Below are 16,301 nucleotides of genomic sequence, written 5' to 3'. Positions count from 1 at the left end.
ACGCAGCTCCGCGACCCCTCATCAGGACTTTTCCGCCGAACGGGCGAAGTCGCCCCACACCGTTGACCATCGGCCATCAGCTCTTCACCTCACCCCCCTGCCCCGCTACGCGCGTTGACCGTAAGCTGCGCTCCACATCCATGACGGACACACACGGGCACACAAGGGGACGACATGCCAGCGAGACCTCAACGGCGCGGGGCGGTACGCCGGTTGGCCACGGGAGTCGCGGTGCTGGCCGCCGCGGCCGGGGTGCTGACCGCCGTGAGCCCGGCGGGTGCGGACACCGGCGCCGCCGCCTCGGACAAGCACCGGCCCGGGCGCACCGTCGATGTGCAGCTGCTGTCCTTCAACGATCTGCACGGAAACCTGGAGCCCCCGCAGGGCTCCTCGGGCACCGTCACCGAGACCCAGGCGGACGGCACCACCAAGACCATTCCGGCGGGTGGCGCCGAATACCTCGCCACCTCTCTCCGTAACGCCCGTAAGGGCCACGAGTACTCGGTCACCGCGGCCGGTGGCGACATGATCGGGGCCAGCCCGCTGCTGTCCGGGCTCTTCCACGACGAGCCGACCGTCGAGGCGCTCAACAAGCTGGACCTCGACGTCACCTCCGTCGGCAACCATGAATTCGACGAGGGCCGCGCCGAGCTGAGCCGGATGCAGAACGGCGGCTGCCACCCCAAGGAGGGCTGCTACGAGAAGGGCAAGACCTTCCCGGGCGCCGACTTCCCCTACCTCGCCGCGAACGTCACCGACGAGAAGACCGGCAAGCCCATCCTCAAGCCCTACACGGTGTGGAAGCACAAGGGCGTGAAGATCGGCTTCATCGGGGTCACCCTCGAGGGCACCCCGGACATCGTCACCGCCGAGGGCGTCAAGGGCCTGAAGTTCCACGACGAGGTCGAGACGATCAACAAGTACGCCAAGGAGCTCCAGCGCGAGGGCGTGAAGTCGATCGTCGCGCTCATCCACGAGGGCGGGCTGCCCGCCTCCCCCTCGTACAACTACGACTGCGACAACGGCGGTGCGGGCAAAGGCGTCTCCGGCCCCATCGTCGACATCGCCAAGAACATCACGCCCACGGTCGACGCCCTGGTCACCGGCCACACCCACCAGGCGTACACCTGCACCGTCCCGGACCCGTCCGGCACCCCGCGCACGGTGACCTCCGCGGCCTCCTTCGGCCGTCTCTACACCGACACCACGCTCACCTACGACCGCCGCACCGGCGACATCGTGCGGACGAGCGTGAAGGGCGCCCACGCGGCGAACCACGTCGTGGACCGTGAGCAGCCCAAGGCCCCCGACATGACCTCGCTCATCGGGCGCTGGAACAAGCTGGCCGCCCCGATCGCCAACAAGCCCGTCGGCTACATCTCCGCCGACGTCAACGGCCGCGGCTCCACCGCCTACGAGACGCCCCTGGGCGACGTCATCGCCGACGGCCAGCTCGAAGCGCTCTCCCCGTCCGACAAGGGCGGCGCCCAGATCGCCTTCATGAATCCCGGCGGCATCCGCTCCGACCTCGCCCACAAGGCGTCGGGCAGCGAGGGGGACGGAGTGGTGACCTACGGCGAGGCGTTCACGGTCCAGCCGTTCACCAACATGATGAACGTGATCGACCTGACCGGCTCCCAGCTCATCACCGCGCTCCAGCAGCAGGTCAGCGGCGCCAACGAGGCCTCCCCGAAGATCCTCCAGGTCTCCAAGGGCCTCACCTACACCCTGGACCTGACCAAGTCCGGCAAGGACCGGATCGTCACGGACTCGGTGAAGCTGAACGGTGAGGCGATCGACCCCGCCAAGACCTACCGCGTCGCGCTGAACGAGTTCCTCGCGGGCGGCGGCGACGGCTTCCCCGCCTTCAAGGACGGCAAGAACAAGCTCGTCGGCGCCTCCGACCTGGACGCGTTCACGGCCTACCTGGGCGCGCACTCGTCGCAGGCCTCGCCCCTGGACCCGCCGAAGGCGGACCGCATCACGATCGTGAAGTAACCGCCCGACACCTGCCGATGGCCCGGCCGCCTGTGGCGGCCGGGCCATCGTCGTGTCAGCGCAGCGCTTCCTCGATCAGATCGGCCGCCCGCCCGGTGCCGCCCTCGGCCCGCACCTCGTCCCGCAGCCGCGCCGAGGTGCGCGCGACCTCCGGGTCCGTGGTGAGTTCGAGCAGCGCGGCACGCAGGGCCCCGGCGGTGGCGTCCGCCGTGTCGAAGCGGCGGGCCACGCCCAGTTCGACGAGCCGGTCGGCGTTCATGGCCTGTTCCGCGCCCTGCGGGACGGCGATCATCGGACAGCCGGTGTACAGCCCCTCGTTGCTGCCGCCCATCCCCGCGTGGGTGATGAACGCGTCGGCCCGCTCCAGGATCGCCAGCTGCGGCACCCAGTTGTGGACCTCGATGTTCGCCGGGATCTCCCCCAGCTCACCCGGGTCCACGTACTTGCCGATCTGGAGCACCACGTGCCACCCGGGCAGATCCCCGAAGGCCGCGACGCACCGGCGGTAGAAGGCGGCCTGCCGGGTGTACGCCGAGCCCAGCGAGACCAGCAGCACGTTCTCCGCACCGACGGGACGTTCCCAGCCGCCCTGGTCGGCACGGTCCCCGATGCACGGTCCGGCGAACGTCACCACCTCGGTGTTCACCCGGTCGGCGTTCGGCTGCATCGCGCGGGGAATGAGCGCGACACAGCGCGGCGGCTGCCCGGAGAAGGCGTTCGGGTCCGTGGTGGTGGCACCGGACTCCACGAGCCAGGTCGCGAACTTCTCCTGATACGCGTCCGCGCCGGGAAGGCTCATGATCTGCCCCCCGACCTCGTCGTGGTAGCCCTCCCAACCCACGATCGTCGGCGACAGCTGGACCAGCGGGCGCCCCTGCGTCTCGGCGAGCACCCGGGCGGGGTACGCGCCGATGTCGTAGAGGTACACATCGGCCGGGTCGCGGTCGTACACGGCGCGGAGTTGGGGCAGGACGTGGATGGCGTCGTCCAGGAACAGGGTCATCGCGGCGATCGGGTCCTCCGGCCAGTCGTTGTCGGCGACCGGCAGGGTGGACTCGAACGGCACGAACTCGGCGCCGGTCGGCGCGATGACGTCCGCGACGAAGGGATCGTTGGCGTACGTCACCCGGTGCCCGCGCGCCACGAGTTCACGGATGATCTCGAGGCTGGGCAGGGTGTGGCTGATGGCGGGGATGCCGACCATGGCGATATGGGCACGGCGACGGGACATGAGGAATCACTCGTTTCAGATCTACGACGAGATGGACACGACGGCCCGGCGCAGCGGCGATGTCGCCGGTGCGCGGGGCGGAACGGCGTGTCAGCCGTAGATCTGAAGGAACGAGTCCATGGGCGGCACGGTACCCCGGCCGCCGGCCGGGCCGCCTCCCGTTTTCCGGCCTCAGCAAGCGGTAAGTGCCCGCTCAGCGCCGGAGCCTAGGGTCACGAACGCGACGGGCCGTCTGTTCTCCCTCCCTCTCCCGACGGACCGTCGCGCCTAACCTTCCTGAACGCGGTCGAAATCACCGGCCTTGGCCCCGCGTATGAAGGCCCGCAGGGCGGCCGGGGTGGTGGTCAGGATGACGTGGGGGTCGTCGCTCTCGCGGAGCAGCACGGCGCGGTCGCTCGCGGGGACGTTCACGCAGTTGCCCGCGTCCCCACTCTGGGAAGACTTCCGCCGCTCAGCAGCGACGTTGACGCAGTTGGACGAGTTAGCGCTGTAAGACGACTTCCGCCACTGGTACCCGGACACGCTTCTCCCTTCACATCGCACGCAAGACGCCACGGATGAAGTCCCGCGATTCTCGCGGCTTGAGGGCAGTCGTCTCCATGCGATCGACGACAGCCCGGTATCTGGCCAACTCAGCCTCAGCATCGATGAACTGGCACCCCCACGCCAGATCGAGTTGCACCGTATCGAGTTGTGACACGGGACCGATGACATAGTCGAGCGACTGCCCTGCACCAGGGAAGGTTCCACCCCCGCCGAACGGAATCACCTGGATGGTGACGTTATCCAGCTCGCTCATGGCGATGAGGTGTTCAAGCTGGGCGCGAACCGTCTCCACACCGCCGAACTCCATCCGCAGTGCGGCCTCATGAATGATCGCGGTGTACGGCACCGGCTTGTCGCCGTGGAGGATCGCCTGCCGCTTCATCCGGTGCGACAGCCGATGCTCCACCTCGTATGCCCGCAACGGCGGAGCCGCTTCCCTGATCACCGCACGGGCATGATCCACGGTTTGCAACAGACCCGGGATGTGGATGACGACTGCGACACGCAACCCACGCGCCTGGTGTTCCAGCTCCGCCAAATCAGCGAAGCTCGCCGGGAGGTGCTCTCGGTACTCGTCCCACCAACCCCGGGTGCGGCCGCCCGTCATGTCGGCAAGCGCATCCAGTAGATCGTCCTCCCCACAGGCGTAGTTGCGGGCAAAGACTCGCACGCGATCCGCGCTCACCGGATACCGACCGGCCTCGATACTGCTCAGGCGAGCCTGGTTGATCCCGTGCCGCGCGGCGGCAGCGGTCGATGACAAGCCCGCGCGTTCCCGGAGCTTGCGCAGCTCTGTCCCCAGGCGTCGCTGGGTCAGTGTCGGGGTGTTGCTCGGCGGCATCCGGATCTCCCTATGTCACCCACACGAAGTCATTTAGCAGCCTTGCTGCCGTTTTCGTAGCAGGTCTACCACCGACTGCCATACGGTGTGGCGCAAGTGCCCCAACTTCGCCCGACCGAGGGAGACTCCATGGCCAACGTACCGCCGTCCTCCGACCCCTGGACGTACTCCCTCCGCCTGCCCAACGACCCACGAGCCGCACGGATCTCACGGGTCACGCTCCGGGCGGTCCTCTCCTCCCACGGCATGGCCGAGCTGACCGACACGGCGGAACTCCTGACCTGCGAGCTGGTCACCAACGCCGTCCGCCACTCCGACGGCCCGGCCCAACTCCGCATCCGCCATCTCTGCGAGAACCGCCTTCGCGTCAGCATCTGGGACACCAACCCCACCATCCCCGCACCCTTCGACGCCCCGCCCAGCCCCCTCGACCGCTTCACCGCCCTCACCGAGGCCGCCGCCAACCTGGACGCGACCTCCGGCCGTGGCCTGCTCATCGTCCGGCTGTGCGCCGACAACTGGGGCGGCTATCCCCTCGCCGACGACCTCTTCGGCATCAGCGGGAAGCTCCTCTGGTTCGAACTCACCCCCCAGCAGGATGCCTACGAGATCGCGGCCTGACCCATTCCCCCAATAGGGTGATCACCGGTCATTTGCCCCGTGCACATGCCCCGATGACCCTACGTTCACATACACGGTCAGTTCGCGGCACGAGGCCGCACATCGCATCTTTCAAGAACGCCCGGAGTTACTCGCGCCGGTATTCCGCATATTGGACGTCCCGCTGCCAAAGGAAGCAGCCGTCGAGGTGCTCACCCCCGACGCCACGGAGATCCGTCCGTTGGAACGGCGCGTGGACAGCGTGTTGCGCGTGGTTCCGCCTGACGGCGGCGGCTTCCTCCTGGCCATCGAGGCACAGGGGCGCCGCGACCCGGACAAGGCGGTCAGCTGGGCGTACTACCTCTCGTACATGGCAGCGAAGCACGAGCTTCCGGTGCTGCTACTCGTAGTCTGCCAGGACAAGAAAACCGCCGACTGGGCGGCGGGGCCCTATCGGATCGGCGTGGAGGGGTGGACAGCACTGTCCGTACACCCGCTGGTGCTGGGCCCCGGAAACGTCCCAGTGATCCTCGACCCCGAGGAGGCGTCCCAGGATCTGACCTTGGCTGCCTTCTCGGCCTTGACACATGGGCGCGACCCAAATGCTCCGGCCATACTGAAAACACTGGCTCAGGCCCTCGCCAAGGCCGACCCGGAGTCCCGCCCGTACTACTCGGAGCTACTGGAGATCGGCCTGGGGAATACCCCAGCACGAGACGTCTGGAGGAAACTGATGAGCGTGGTAGGTAGCTACTTCCCTGGTCGCGGCACCCTTGTCGAAGAGACCTTCCTCAAGGGCAAGGCCGTGGGTGAGGCTGTGGGGGGTGCGCGCGCCGTGCTGCGCACCCTGGAAAACAGGGGGATCCGCACCTCGGCGGAGATCCGCGAGCGCATCACCGACTGCACCGACATCAAGACACTGGACCACTGGCTCGACCGTGCCATGACCGTCTCCACCGCCAACGAGCTCTTCACCGAGGACGGCTGACGACACCATGGCCGTAGTAGGTAGCTACTTCCCCGGCCGGGGAACCCTCATCGAGCAGACGTTCCTCAAGGGCCAGGCCCACGGGGAGGCGGCAGCGCTTGCCGAGGGAGTCCTGCGCATCCTCGAACATCGGGGGATCGGCGTCCGGTCCGAGACACGCCGCCGCATCAGCGAATGCACCTACCGCGACACCCTGCGGCACTGGCTCGACCGTGCGTTCACCGTCTCCCAGGCAGACGAGCTGTTGGACGAGCTCTTCGAGGTGGAGGAGCCGGACCGGTAGGTCACCGGGCGGGGCCGGGACCGAGCCAGGGGCCGGGACCACCGGCGGACAGCCGCGAACGAGGCGGGAGGGGGTGGGGTCGGAGGGGTGGTGTCCTGGACGCTTACGTGTATTTGTGGCGCCGATCTCCGGCCCACGCAAGTCCCCGGCCAATGGCGCCGTAAATATACGGTCCAGGGCGCCGCCCCGGAGGCCCCGCCCCCGGCACCCACCACGCACAGCAGGCGCACCCCACACGCGCCGCCCCGGAGGCCCCGCCCCCGGCACCCACCACCCAACCGACCGCGCACCCCACCGCGCACCCCAGCGACCACCGCCCACCGCACCGCGCACCCGCCCCGTGCCACCGGCCGCCCCCGGAACCCACGCCGAACCCCCACCACCCCCGGGCCGACCCCGCCTACCCTGGTGACTTCTTCGATACGGCGAACAACAGTCACCGGGGGGACGGGGCCTCATGGATCCCGCAGCCATAGCCACACTGGTCCAGGAACTCTTCATCGCCGACGGGCCGGTGGACCGGCCCGTCCGCATCGCCTCCCTCGTCGCCTTCCAGGGCGACCACCGCACGCTCACCGAACGGGACCTGCCCCGGATCGCCTCCGCGCTCGTCGAGGACATCGCGAAAGAGATCGACGAAGAGACCACGGATCAGGCGCGCCCCGCGCTCACCGACGCGCTCGCCCGCACCCTCCACTCCCTCGGCACCGTCGACCTGGATGACCTACGGGCCGTCCGCCTCGGCCCCGAGGCCTTCGCCCGCCACCTCGCCGTCGCCGCCCCCGACGCCGACGAGGAACTGGACCCGGCGGACGCCCATACGCACGCCGCGCTACGCGAGGCCGTATGCGCGCACATCCTGCGCTACCTCACCATCCGTTCCCCGTTCGTCGCGGCCGCCGAGGACGCCGGGTTCGAGGAGCGCTACGCCCGGGACATCGTGGCCGCCCACGACCATCTGACGATCTACGGCATCGATCTGACCCACTCCCCCGACAGCTGGCCGCTGGACGCCGCCTATCTCAGCCTGGAGACCGAGACCGACGGCAGCGGCCCCAGTGCCCCCGCCGAGCAGGCCCTCGCGGGACGCACCCGGGTACTGCTGTGGGGCGTGGCGGGGTCGGGCAAGACCACGCTGGTGCAGCGGCTCGCGGTGTCCGTGGCGCGCGGCGACCTCCCGGCCCCGCTGGAGGGGCTGCGCGGGCGGGTGCCGTTCGTGCTCCCCGTGCGCCGGTTCCGCCGCGACGGCTTCCCCGAGCCGGACGGCTTCCTGTCCGCCGTCCGCTATCCGCACGCCGCCGCACAGCCGCCGGGCTGGGCCGAACGGGTGCTGTCGCGCGGGCGCGGGCTGCTGCTCGTGGACGGCGTGGACGAGGCGCCGGAGGACGAGCGGGAGCGGCTGCGGGAGGCGCTGCGCGAACTTCCCGCGCGCTATCCGGGAAATGTCTGGCTGGTCACCTCACGCCCCTCAGCCGTACGGGAGAACTGGCTCGCCTCGGAGCGCTTCACCGAGCTGAAACTCTCCCCGCTCAGCCGCGAGGGCGTCACCGCGTTCATCCGGCGCTGGCATGCGGCGGCCCGCCAGGACATCACCGACGGGGCCGATCTGGACCGACTCGGCAGTTACGAGGAAACGCTGCTGGACGCCGTAAGGATTACCCGGGACCTCGGGCGGCTGGCCACCAATCCACTGATGTGCGGTCTGCTGTGCGCACTGCACCGGGACCGTCGCGGCTATCTGCCACGCGGCCGGAAAGCCCTCTATGACGCGGCCCTTTCCATGCTCCTGGAACGGCGCGACCGCGAGCGCGCCATGCTGCCGCCGGATGGAATCGACCTCCCCCAGGAACCGAAGATCCAGCTGCTGCAGAAGCTGGCGCACTGGATGCTCGTCAACGGCCGGTCCGAAATGGACCGGGCCACCGCCCTCGAGACGCTCGGCCGCTACATCCCGGCCATTCCGCACGCGGCGCGGCAGGGCGGACCGGAGGAGATCTACCGCCATCTGCTCAACCGGACCGGTCTATTGCGCGAGCCCACACCCGGTTCGGTCGATTTCGTGCACCGAACGTTCCAGGACTATCTCAGCGCGAGAGCGGTCGTCGAACGGCACGATTTTGACTTCTTGATCGACCACGCGCACCTGGACGACTGGGAAGAAGTGATCAGAATGTCCGTCTCCCTCGCCCGTCCCGATGAATGCGCCTACCTCCTGGAGGGGCTGCTGGCGGCCCGTAAAGACGCCCGCCCGGTCCATGCTCGCCATCGCAAACTCCTGGCGGCCGCATGTCTGGAACACGCTACGGAGCTGGACCCCGAGGTGCGTTCCCGGGTGCATCGCTATACCCGTGATCTGGTACGCCCGACCTCGCTGGAAGGAGCCCGTGCGCTGGGCTGGATCGGACCTATCGTGCTGGAAATGCTGCCCGATCCCAGCGCGGTATCCGATGAGGAAGCCCATCGGCTGGCCGTCACCGCCACCTCGATAGCCGACGACCGCGCGATCGACTATCTGGTCCGGCTGCGAGACCGCGCCTCCTGGGCGGTACGGGCGCAGCTCGCGGCCGCCTGGCGGCGATATGACACCGACCGTTACGCCGAGGAAATCATCGCCCATCTCGATGAGCGGGAACTCGACTTTCCGGTGTCGGACCTGGAGGAGCTGCGGGCGCTGCGCCGGCTCGGCGGCCGTCCCTGCGTCCAGATAGCCGGGGCGTTCACCCCGGAGCAGCTGACCGAGGGCCTGGTGGCCGAGCGGCTGACCGAGCTGTGGCTCGCCTACGACCTGGGCGCGGACCTGGACCTGAGCTGGCTGGCCGGCTTCCCGCGGCTGGAGATCCTGCGGCTGAGCCACCGCAACGCGGAGGTGACCGGGGTCCCGGAGGGCGTCCAGGTCATCGTGGCGGGCGCGTGAGGGGAGCCCCGGAGGGGATGGGCATTGCCAGGCCGCCCGGGGCGTCACAGGGCCTTCCGGGGCGTCACAGGGCCCCTCAGAGCGCGCCTGCCCGGCACCCGCACAAAGGCGCCACCGCGCAAAGGCGCCACCCACACAAAAGGGGGCCGCCCCGGACCGGGAAACGGTCCGGGGCGGCCCCAAGGCACTCGGCGAGGTACCGCCTCACGCCTCCTTGCTGAGGTTCGGGCCCGCGCCACCGGCGGCGGACTCGATCGGCGGGGTGTCCGGCAGCGCCGACTTCTCCTCGCCACGGAAGGTGAACTTCTTCTCCTCACCCTCGCCCTCGGTGTCCACGACCACGATGTGGCCCGGACGCAGCTCGCCGAAGAGGATCTTCTCCGAGAGCACGTCCTCGATCTCGCGCTGGATCGTCCGGCGCAGCGGCCGGGCGCCCAGCACGGGGTCGTAGCCCCGCTTGGCCAGCAGCTTCTTGGCGACGCCACTGAGCTCGATGCCCATGTCGCGGTCCTTGAGCCGCTCGTCCACCTTGGTGATCATGAGGTCGACGATCTGGATGATGTCTTCCTCGGTGAGCTGGTGGAAGACCACGGTGTCATCGACACGGTTGAGGAACTCGGGGCGGAAGTGCTGCTTCAGCTCCTCGTTGACCTTGTTCTTCATCCGCTCGTAGCCGGTCTTCACATCGCCCTGGGCGGCGAAGCCCAGGTTGAAGCCCTTGGAGATGTCCCGGGTGCCGAGGTTGGTGGTCATGATGATCACCGTGTTCTTGAAGTCCACGACCCGGCCCTGGGAGTCGGTCAGCCGACCGTCCTCCAGGATCTGCAGCAGCGAGTTGAAGATGTCCGGGTGGGCCTTCTCGACCTCGTCGAAGAGGACCACGGAGAACGGCTTGCGGCGCACCTTCTCGGTGAGCTGACCGCCCTCCTCGTAGCCCACGTATCCGGGCGGGGAGCCGAAGAGCCGCGAGACGGTGTGCTTCTCGCTGAACTCCGACATGTCGAGCGAGATCATCGCGTCCTCGTCGCCGAAGAGGAACTCGGCGAGGGTCTTGCTGAGCTCGGTCTTACCGACACCGGACGGGCCCGCGAAGATGAACGAGCCACCGGGGCGCTTGGGGTCCTTGAGACCCGCACGCGTGCGCCGGATGGCCTGGGAGAGCGCCTTGATGGCGTCCTTCTGGCCGATGACGCGCTTGTGCAGCTCGTCCTCCATGCGCAGCAGCCGGGAGGACTCCTCCTCGGTGAGCTTGAAGACCGGGATGCCGGTGGCCGTGGCCAGGACCTCGGCGATCAGCTCCTCGTCGACCTCGGCGACGACGTCCATGTCGCCGGCCTTCCACTCCTTCTCCCGCTTCGCCTTGGCGGCCAGGAGCTGCTTCTCCTTGTCGCGCAGGCCCGCGGCCATCTCGAAGTCCTGCGAGTCGATCGCGGACTCCTTCTCCCGGCGCACATCGGCGATCTTCTCGTCGAATTCGCGCAGGTCCGGCGGTGCGGTCATCCGGCGGATCCGCATCCGGGAACCGGCCTCGTCGATCAGGTCGATCGCCTTGTCCGGCAGGAAGCGGTCCGAGATGTAGCGGTCGGCCAGGGTGGCGGCCGCGACCAGGGCCGAGTCCGTGATCGAGACGCGGTGGTGCGCCTCGTAGCGGTCCCGCAGGCCCTTGAGGATCTCGATGGTGTGCGGCAGCGACGGCTCGGCGACCTGGATGGGCTGGAAACGGCGCTCCAGGGCCGCGTCCTTCTCCAGGTACTTGCGGTACTCGTCGAGCGTGGTCGCGCCGATGGTCTGGAGCTCGCCCCGCGCCAGCATCGGCTTCAGGATGCTCGCGGCATCGATCGCGCCCTCGGCGGCACCCGCACCCACCAGGGTGTGGAGCTCGTCGATGAACAGGATGATGTCGCCGCGGGTGCGGATCTCCTTGAGCACCTTCTTCAGGCGCTCCTCGAAGTCACCGCGGTAGCGGGAGCCGGCGACCAGGGCGCCCAGGTCCAGGGTGTAGAGGTGCTTGTCCTTGAGGGTCTCGGGCACCTCGCCCTTGACGATGGCCTGGGCCAGTCCCTCGACGACCGCCGTCTTACCGACGCCGGGCTCCCCGATGAGGACCGGGTTGTTCTTGGTGCGGCGCGAGAGCACCTGCATGACCCGCTCGATCTCCTTCTCGCGCCCGATGACCGGGTCGAGCTTGGATTCGCGGGCGGCCTGGGTGAGATTGCGGCCGAACTGGTCCAGGACGAGCGAGGTGGAGGGAGTGCCCTCCGCCGGGCCGCCGGCGGTGGCGGCCTCCTTGCCCTGGTAGCCGGAGAGCAGCTGGATGACCTGCTGCCGCACCCGGTTCAGATCGGCGCCGAGCTTCACGAGGACCTGGGCGGCGACGCCCTCGCCCTCGCGGATCAGGCCGAGCAGAATGTGCTCCGTACCGATGTAGTTGTGGCCGAGCTGAAGGGCCTCGCGGAGCGACAGCTCCAGGACCTTCTTGGCACGGGGGGTGAAGGGGATGTGCCCGGACGGGGCCTGCTGGCCCTGCCCGATGATCTCCTCCACCTGCTGGCGGACCGCCTCGAGCGAAATCCCGAGGCTCTCCAGGGCCTTAGCGGCGACACCCTCACCCTCGTGGATCAGGCCCAGGAGGATGTGTTCGGTGCCGATGTAGTTGTGGTTGAGCATCCGGGCTTCTTCCTGAGCCAGGACGACAACCCGCCGCGCACGGTCGGTGAACCTCTCGAACATCGTTAATCGCTCCTCAGAGCGGTCAGAAAGATCGGGGACGATCCCCTCCCTGTCCTTCCGCATGCTAGTCCCGCAACCCGGGACAGCTCATTCCAACTGCCGACAACCGTCCGGATCACCCCCGCTGGCGCGGGGCAAACAGCTCTGGCCTCCTGCCCGAACAGCCGACAACTGCTTCAACCCGATGGTGCGAGACGATGTTCCCGCAGGCCAGGCATCTACGCCCACCGTCAGTACGCCGATGGCGAACGCCGCTTCCTCCCAACCCGCGGACCGCCCCTCCCCACTAGGGATGTCTTACCCGCAAGCACAGATACTCCATGCCGTGGGGGCCGGTTCCATCCGCTATGGGCGAACAACCTTGCGCCCGCTCACCGGCCCTGCAGCACCCCTTATGAGTACGAGGTGCGCACGGACCGATACGTAACGTCATCGCGTACGGAGATCATCACGTACGAACGGCACCGTCCGCGTAACCAAGCGGGCGGGCGGGGAGTTCTGCTGGGCATGATCCTCAGGGCCCACGGCGCGGAGCCGTCCGCACCGGCCGCCCGGTCACGCTGGTACGAGCGGGAGCTGGGCTGGCCGACGGCCGGCAGCGATCCCGTCGAATTGCTCACGGGGGTGGCCTTCGACGTCATCGAACTGCCGGCCGTGGCCGGTATCGCGATGCTGCGGCGCGTACCGCGGACCGGTCCGGTCGCGGTGGAGGGCGCCTGGATGCGGCTCCTGGTGGCCGTCGGCAGCGCGGACGAGCTTCCGGGGCTGCTCGACTGGCTGGAGTGGGGCGGTGTGGCCCTGGACCTGGGCGCGATCGGCGCCGGAGGCCGGATCACCGCGCCATGCCCCGCCCGCTCCTGGCCACCGTCCCTGGCCGCCGGGGCGCCCGGTGAGCGATGCCCGCAGGAGGCCGCTGTATGGCTGCGACCTCCCGACGCGAAGGGCGGGGTGGAGCCGACGCTGCCGAGGACAGGCTTCGGGGGCGATGGGGGCGCCCCCGATCTCGTACGGCTCGTGAGCGCGGCGGCCACGGAGTGCCACCGAGCCCGGTTGGTGCGCGCCCTGCCACTGCCCAGGCAGCGGCGGGCCGGGGAAGGCTGACGCGCTCAGCCGTTGGCCTTCTCGTACGCCTCACGGACGGTCGCCGGAACACGGCCGCGGTCGTTGACCTCGTAGCCGTTCTCCTTCGCCCAGGCGCGGATCTTCGCGGTGTCCTGACCGGCGCCACCCGCCGCCGCCCGCGCCTTGCCCCGGCCGCCGGAGGCCCGGCCACCGGTGCGCCGGCCGCCCTTGGTGTACGGCTCCAGGGCGTCACGGAGCTTGTCCGCGTTGGAGGTGGTGAGGTCGATCTCGTAGCTCTTGCCGTCCAGAGCGAACGTCACTGTCTCGTCCGCCTCGCCGCCGTCGAGGTCGTCGACAAGAAGGACCTGAACCTTCTGTGCCATGGGGTTCCTTTCAGGGAAAACGGGGGGCTCGGGGGAGCGGCCTTAGCCGCTGATGACTCACCCCCCAGGTAATTACACTACGAGAGAATAGGAAACCGCTTTTCCCGGAAAAACACAAACCCCTCGCGAGGGTTCGACCGATCCACCAAGCGGGAAGGCTCATGGAAGGTCATGTTCCGGAGCTATGTGATAGGGGAGCGATTCGGACATAGGGCCCGCGATCACAGTTGCAGAAGCATCCGGCTGTTGCCAAGGGTGTTCGGCTTCACCCGTTCGAGACCCAGGAACTCGGCGACACCCTCGTCATAGGAACGCAGGAGCTCGCTGTAGACATCGCCGTCGACCGGCGTCTCGCCGATCTCCACGAAGCCGTGCTTGGTGAAGAAGTCGACTTCGAAGGTGAGGCAGAAAATTCGCCGCACGCCCAGCCAGCGTGCGGTCTGCAGCAGCTTGTCAAGCACCAGATGCCCTACACCGGTGCCCTTGAGAGTCCGATCGACGGCGAGAGTGCGGACCTCCGCGAGGTCTTCCCACATGACGTGCAGCGCTCCGCAGCCAATGACCTCAGCGTCCTCGTCGCGCTCGGCGACCCAGAACTCCTGGATGTCCTCGTAAAGCGTCACGGTGGCTTTGTCGAGCAGGATGCGATCGTCCACGTACGAGTCGATGAGGCGACGCACCGCCCGAACATCGCTGGTCCGGGCACGGCGGACGGTGACTACTTTTGATAGTGGGGAGGACATGTGCGGACGCTATCGCCCCGGGTCATCGCCCCGACTCACCGGGGCTCTCCCCCCGCTCCCCCAGTTGTGCGACACGCATGGCATCCCGTAGTGCGTCGCGCTGCTCTTCGGACATCATCCCGAAGAACGCGACGAGTGCGGCCGCGGGGTTGTCACTGGTCGACCACGCTTCGTTCATCAGTGCGGCCGAGTAGGCGGCGCGCGTGGAGACCGCGGCATATCGATAGGCGCGGCCTTCCACCTCACGGCGCAGCCAGCCCTTGTGATGCAGGTTGTCCATTACGGTCATGACCGTCGTGTAGGCGATCGAGCGTTCCCGCTGAAGGTCTTCCAGGACTTCCCGGACCGTGACCGGGCGGTTCCACTTCCACACCCGCGTCATGACCGCGTCTTCGAGATCTCCCAATGGCCGAGGCACACCGAGAATAATAGTGGGAGATGTCCCGAATGTCGGGAGGGTTGGGCGGGAAATGCCGTACGCCCCGCGGACGCGACGCGTCCGCGGGGCGTGGTTCGGCGCAGATCGGTCCGATCAGGAGGTCTCGCGCTCCGGCGCCGGGCGCTCGGCCTCGGCGCGGGCCGCCAGCGCGGCGTCCACCGCCGCGTCCTCCTTGGACTTGTTGGCGCCGCCCTGGCTCTTCACCATCGTCACGATGAGCGCGGTGAAGGCCACGGCCATCACCACGGGCGGGACCAGCGCGGAGACGTAATCCATGGCTCTCGGCCTCCTTTTGCTCGAGACCACCAGATTACGCGGCGCGCCGCGGCCTCCCGGAGCCGGGCACCGGTCCCGGGCGGGGCGCCCCGGGGTCGGCAGGTCAGGCGGAGCGGACCCCGGCACCGGGCGCGAGCCTCGACTCGTGTTCCGGGGGCGGCGAGGGGCGGCGGCGCTTGGGCGGGAAGACCTCCGCCGGCGTGGGCACCGGACGCCCCGGGCGCGGCGCCCGGCGGCCCGGCTCCCTCCGCTTCGGCTCCTCACGGTCGCCGTGCTCCGGCGGCGTGGGCTTCTTACGGGGCTCACGCTTCTGCTCGTCGGACTGGCGCACGGCCTCCCGCGCGGCCTCGGGCCCTTGCCGGGCGGGCCCCTGTGCGGCCGTCCCGGGCGCCGCCGAGACCCCGCCGGGCAGGGCGCGCAGCCGGGGCGCCACGGGGCGCGTGCGGGGCTCTACGACGGCACCTACGGCACCGGCGCGCTCCGCGAGCCGGGCGCGCACGCCCCGCTCGGCAAGGCGCTCGCAGTGGCTCAGCAGCGCGCTCCGGCGCGTCGCCTCACCGCCCCCGGCGGCCGACCCGCACAGCGCGCGGAGCGCGGCCAGATCCTCGGCCAGCGGCTCGTAACCGGCCGCGAGGGCGCCCTGGAGCTGCTCGAGATAGCCGACGGCGGCGCCGGGCAGGGCGGCGCGGTAGCGGGCGAGCTCGTCGAGCAGGAACGCTCGCAGCCGCCCGCCCTCGCGGACCGCTTCGTCCACGGCCTCGGCGAGCCGGAGACAGTCCTGGACCTCCTCCGCCCGGTCCGGGCCGAGGGGGCCGGCAGAGGGGATGACGGGGTCGGGTTGGAGGGCGATGGCGAGGGCGCGTCGGAGCACACGCAGCTCATCCGCACTGAACGCCATTCCGCCGCGGGATCCATATGGCGTGGGCATGGGGCGACTTTAAGTGCTAAGCGGACAAATTTCGCTGAGCGTCGGACGGTGCGGCGCGTTGCGGACGCGAGGGGCCATACGGACGCCGAGCCGCCATATGGAGGAAGCGCCGGACGGGACCGCGCCGAGGCGGTCCCGTCCGGACCCGGCACCCGGGGGCGGACCGTCGCATCCGGGTGCCGGTGTACATGGTCGACGGCCGTTCCGCTTGTCAATACGGAATTCGATGTGCCGTCTTTCCCTTGACCACCCCTTGCCCATTGGCGAAGAGCGATCAGTCGCGCAGGACGAATCCCGAGTGCGGGAATTCGTTTCGGAATGCCGTCAATGCGGTCGAGC

At 69.0% G+C, this 16,301-nt stretch carries 15 protein-coding genes; 6 read left to right on the top strand and 9 right to left on the bottom strand.

Features of this window, described 5'->3' with window-relative positions; translation table 11 throughout:
* Positions 1-174 precede the first annotated feature (174 nt).
* Entirely contained in the window at positions 175-1,998 is a 1,824-nt protein-coding gene (locus ACMTAK_RS28135; RefSeq protein WP_413808760.1) for a bifunctional metallophosphatase/5'-nucleotidase, read from the top strand.
* Positions 1,999-2,053: 55 nt separating this feature from the next.
* Here ACMTAK_RS28135 and ACMTAK_RS28130 read toward each other — a convergent pair whose 3' ends face one another.
* The 3 genes from ACMTAK_RS28130 to ACMTAK_RS28120 form a co-directional block, all read right to left on the bottom strand.
* On the bottom strand, positions 2,054-3,229 hold the full coding sequence (locus ACMTAK_RS28130) for a macrolide family glycosyltransferase (protein WP_413808759.1): 1,176 nt from the start codon (positions 3,227-3,229) through the stop codon (positions 2,054-2,056).
* A 267-nt stretch (positions 3,230-3,496) separates the two neighbouring features.
* Positions 3,497-3,874 carry a DUF397 domain-containing protein gene (locus ACMTAK_RS28125; protein ID WP_413808758.1) on the bottom strand — a complete coding sequence of 126 codons (378 nt, stop codon included), beginning with the start codon at positions 3,872-3,874 and terminating at the stop codon, positions 3,497-3,499.
* Positions 3,762-4,616 (bottom strand): helix-turn-helix domain-containing protein, encoded by an 855-nt coding sequence (locus tag ACMTAK_RS28120; RefSeq protein WP_413808757.1) that lies wholly within the window; start codon positions 4,614-4,616, stop codon positions 3,762-3,764. Before ACMTAK_RS28120 ends, ACMTAK_RS28125 begins: the two co-directional genes overlap by 113 nt.
* 129 nt (positions 4,617-4,745) lie before the next feature.
* On the opposite strand from ACMTAK_RS28120, the gene ACMTAK_RS28115 reads away from it, so the two are divergent.
* From ACMTAK_RS28115 to ACMTAK_RS28100, 4 genes are all read left to right on the top strand, one after another.
* Complete coding sequence (locus ACMTAK_RS28115; protein WP_413808756.1) at positions 4,746-5,237, top strand: ATP-binding protein; 492 nt, start codon at positions 4,746-4,748, stop codon at positions 5,235-5,237.
* Between the two features lie 187 nt (positions 5,238-5,424).
* Entirely contained in the window at positions 5,425-6,204 is a 780-nt protein-coding gene (locus ACMTAK_RS28110) for a hypothetical protein (RefSeq protein ID WP_413808755.1), read from the top strand.
* A 7-nt stretch (positions 6,205-6,211) separates the two neighbouring features.
* Positions 6,212-6,487, top strand: a complete 276-nt coding sequence (locus ACMTAK_RS28105) for a hypothetical protein (protein ID WP_413808754.1) — start codon at positions 6,212-6,214, stop codon at positions 6,485-6,487.
* Between the two features lie 457 nt (positions 6,488-6,944).
* Entirely contained in the window at positions 6,945-9,401 is a 2,457-nt protein-coding gene (locus ACMTAK_RS28100) for an NACHT domain-containing protein (protein WP_413808753.1), read from the top strand.
* A gap of 204 nt (positions 9,402-9,605) precedes the next feature.
* Here ACMTAK_RS28100 and ACMTAK_RS28095 read toward each other — a convergent pair whose 3' ends face one another.
* The gene (locus ACMTAK_RS28095) at positions 9,606-12,131 is read right to left on the bottom strand and encodes an ATP-dependent Clp protease ATP-binding subunit (RefSeq protein ID WP_020870380.1); all 2,526 of its coding nucleotides are present in this window, start codon (positions 12,129-12,131) and stop codon (positions 9,606-9,608) included.
* A gap of 507 nt (positions 12,132-12,638) precedes the next feature.
* Between ACMTAK_RS28095 and ACMTAK_RS28090 the strand changes: the two genes are divergently transcribed.
* Positions 12,639-13,232 (top strand): SCO3374 family protein, encoded by a 594-nt coding sequence (locus ACMTAK_RS28090; protein WP_413808752.1) that lies wholly within the window; start codon positions 12,639-12,641, stop codon positions 13,230-13,232.
* 5 nt (positions 13,233-13,237) lie between these two features.
* Here the strand turns inward: ACMTAK_RS28090 and ACMTAK_RS28085 are convergent, their stop codons facing one another.
* From ACMTAK_RS28085 to ACMTAK_RS28065, 5 genes are all read right to left on the bottom strand, one after another.
* On the bottom strand, positions 13,238-13,576 hold the full coding sequence (locus tag ACMTAK_RS28085; protein WP_413808751.1) for a histone-like nucleoid-structuring protein Lsr2: 339 nt from the start codon (positions 13,574-13,576) through the stop codon (positions 13,238-13,240).
* Positions 13,577-13,797: 221 nt separating this feature from the next.
* A complete protein-coding gene (locus ACMTAK_RS28080; protein ID WP_191064449.1) occupies positions 13,798-14,319 on the bottom strand; it encodes an amino-acid N-acetyltransferase in 522 nt (173 codons plus the stop codon).
* Positions 14,320-14,341: 22 nt separating this feature from the next.
* A complete protein-coding gene (locus ACMTAK_RS28075; protein WP_413808750.1) occupies positions 14,342-14,737 on the bottom strand; it encodes a BlaI/MecI/CopY family transcriptional regulator in 396 nt (131 codons plus the stop codon).
* 114 nt (positions 14,738-14,851) lie between these two features.
* Positions 14,852-15,034, bottom strand: coding sequence for a hypothetical protein (locus ACMTAK_RS28070; RefSeq protein WP_044573347.1), 183 nt, complete (start codon positions 15,032-15,034; stop codon positions 14,852-14,854).
* A 103-nt stretch (positions 15,035-15,137) separates the two neighbouring features.
* Positions 15,138-15,962, bottom strand: coding sequence for a hypothetical protein (locus ACMTAK_RS28065; protein WP_413808749.1), 825 nt, complete (start codon positions 15,960-15,962; stop codon positions 15,138-15,140).
* Positions 15,963-16,301 lie beyond the last annotated feature (339 nt).

Source organism: Streptomyces lacaronensis, from assembly GCF_047337785.1.
GTDB classification, from domain to species: domain Bacteria; phylum Actinomycetota; class Actinomycetes; order Streptomycetales; family Streptomycetaceae; genus Streptomyces; species Streptomyces lycopersici.
Note: the sequence above shows the minus strand (reverse complement) of the source record. Positions and strands in the feature narration are given on the sequence as shown.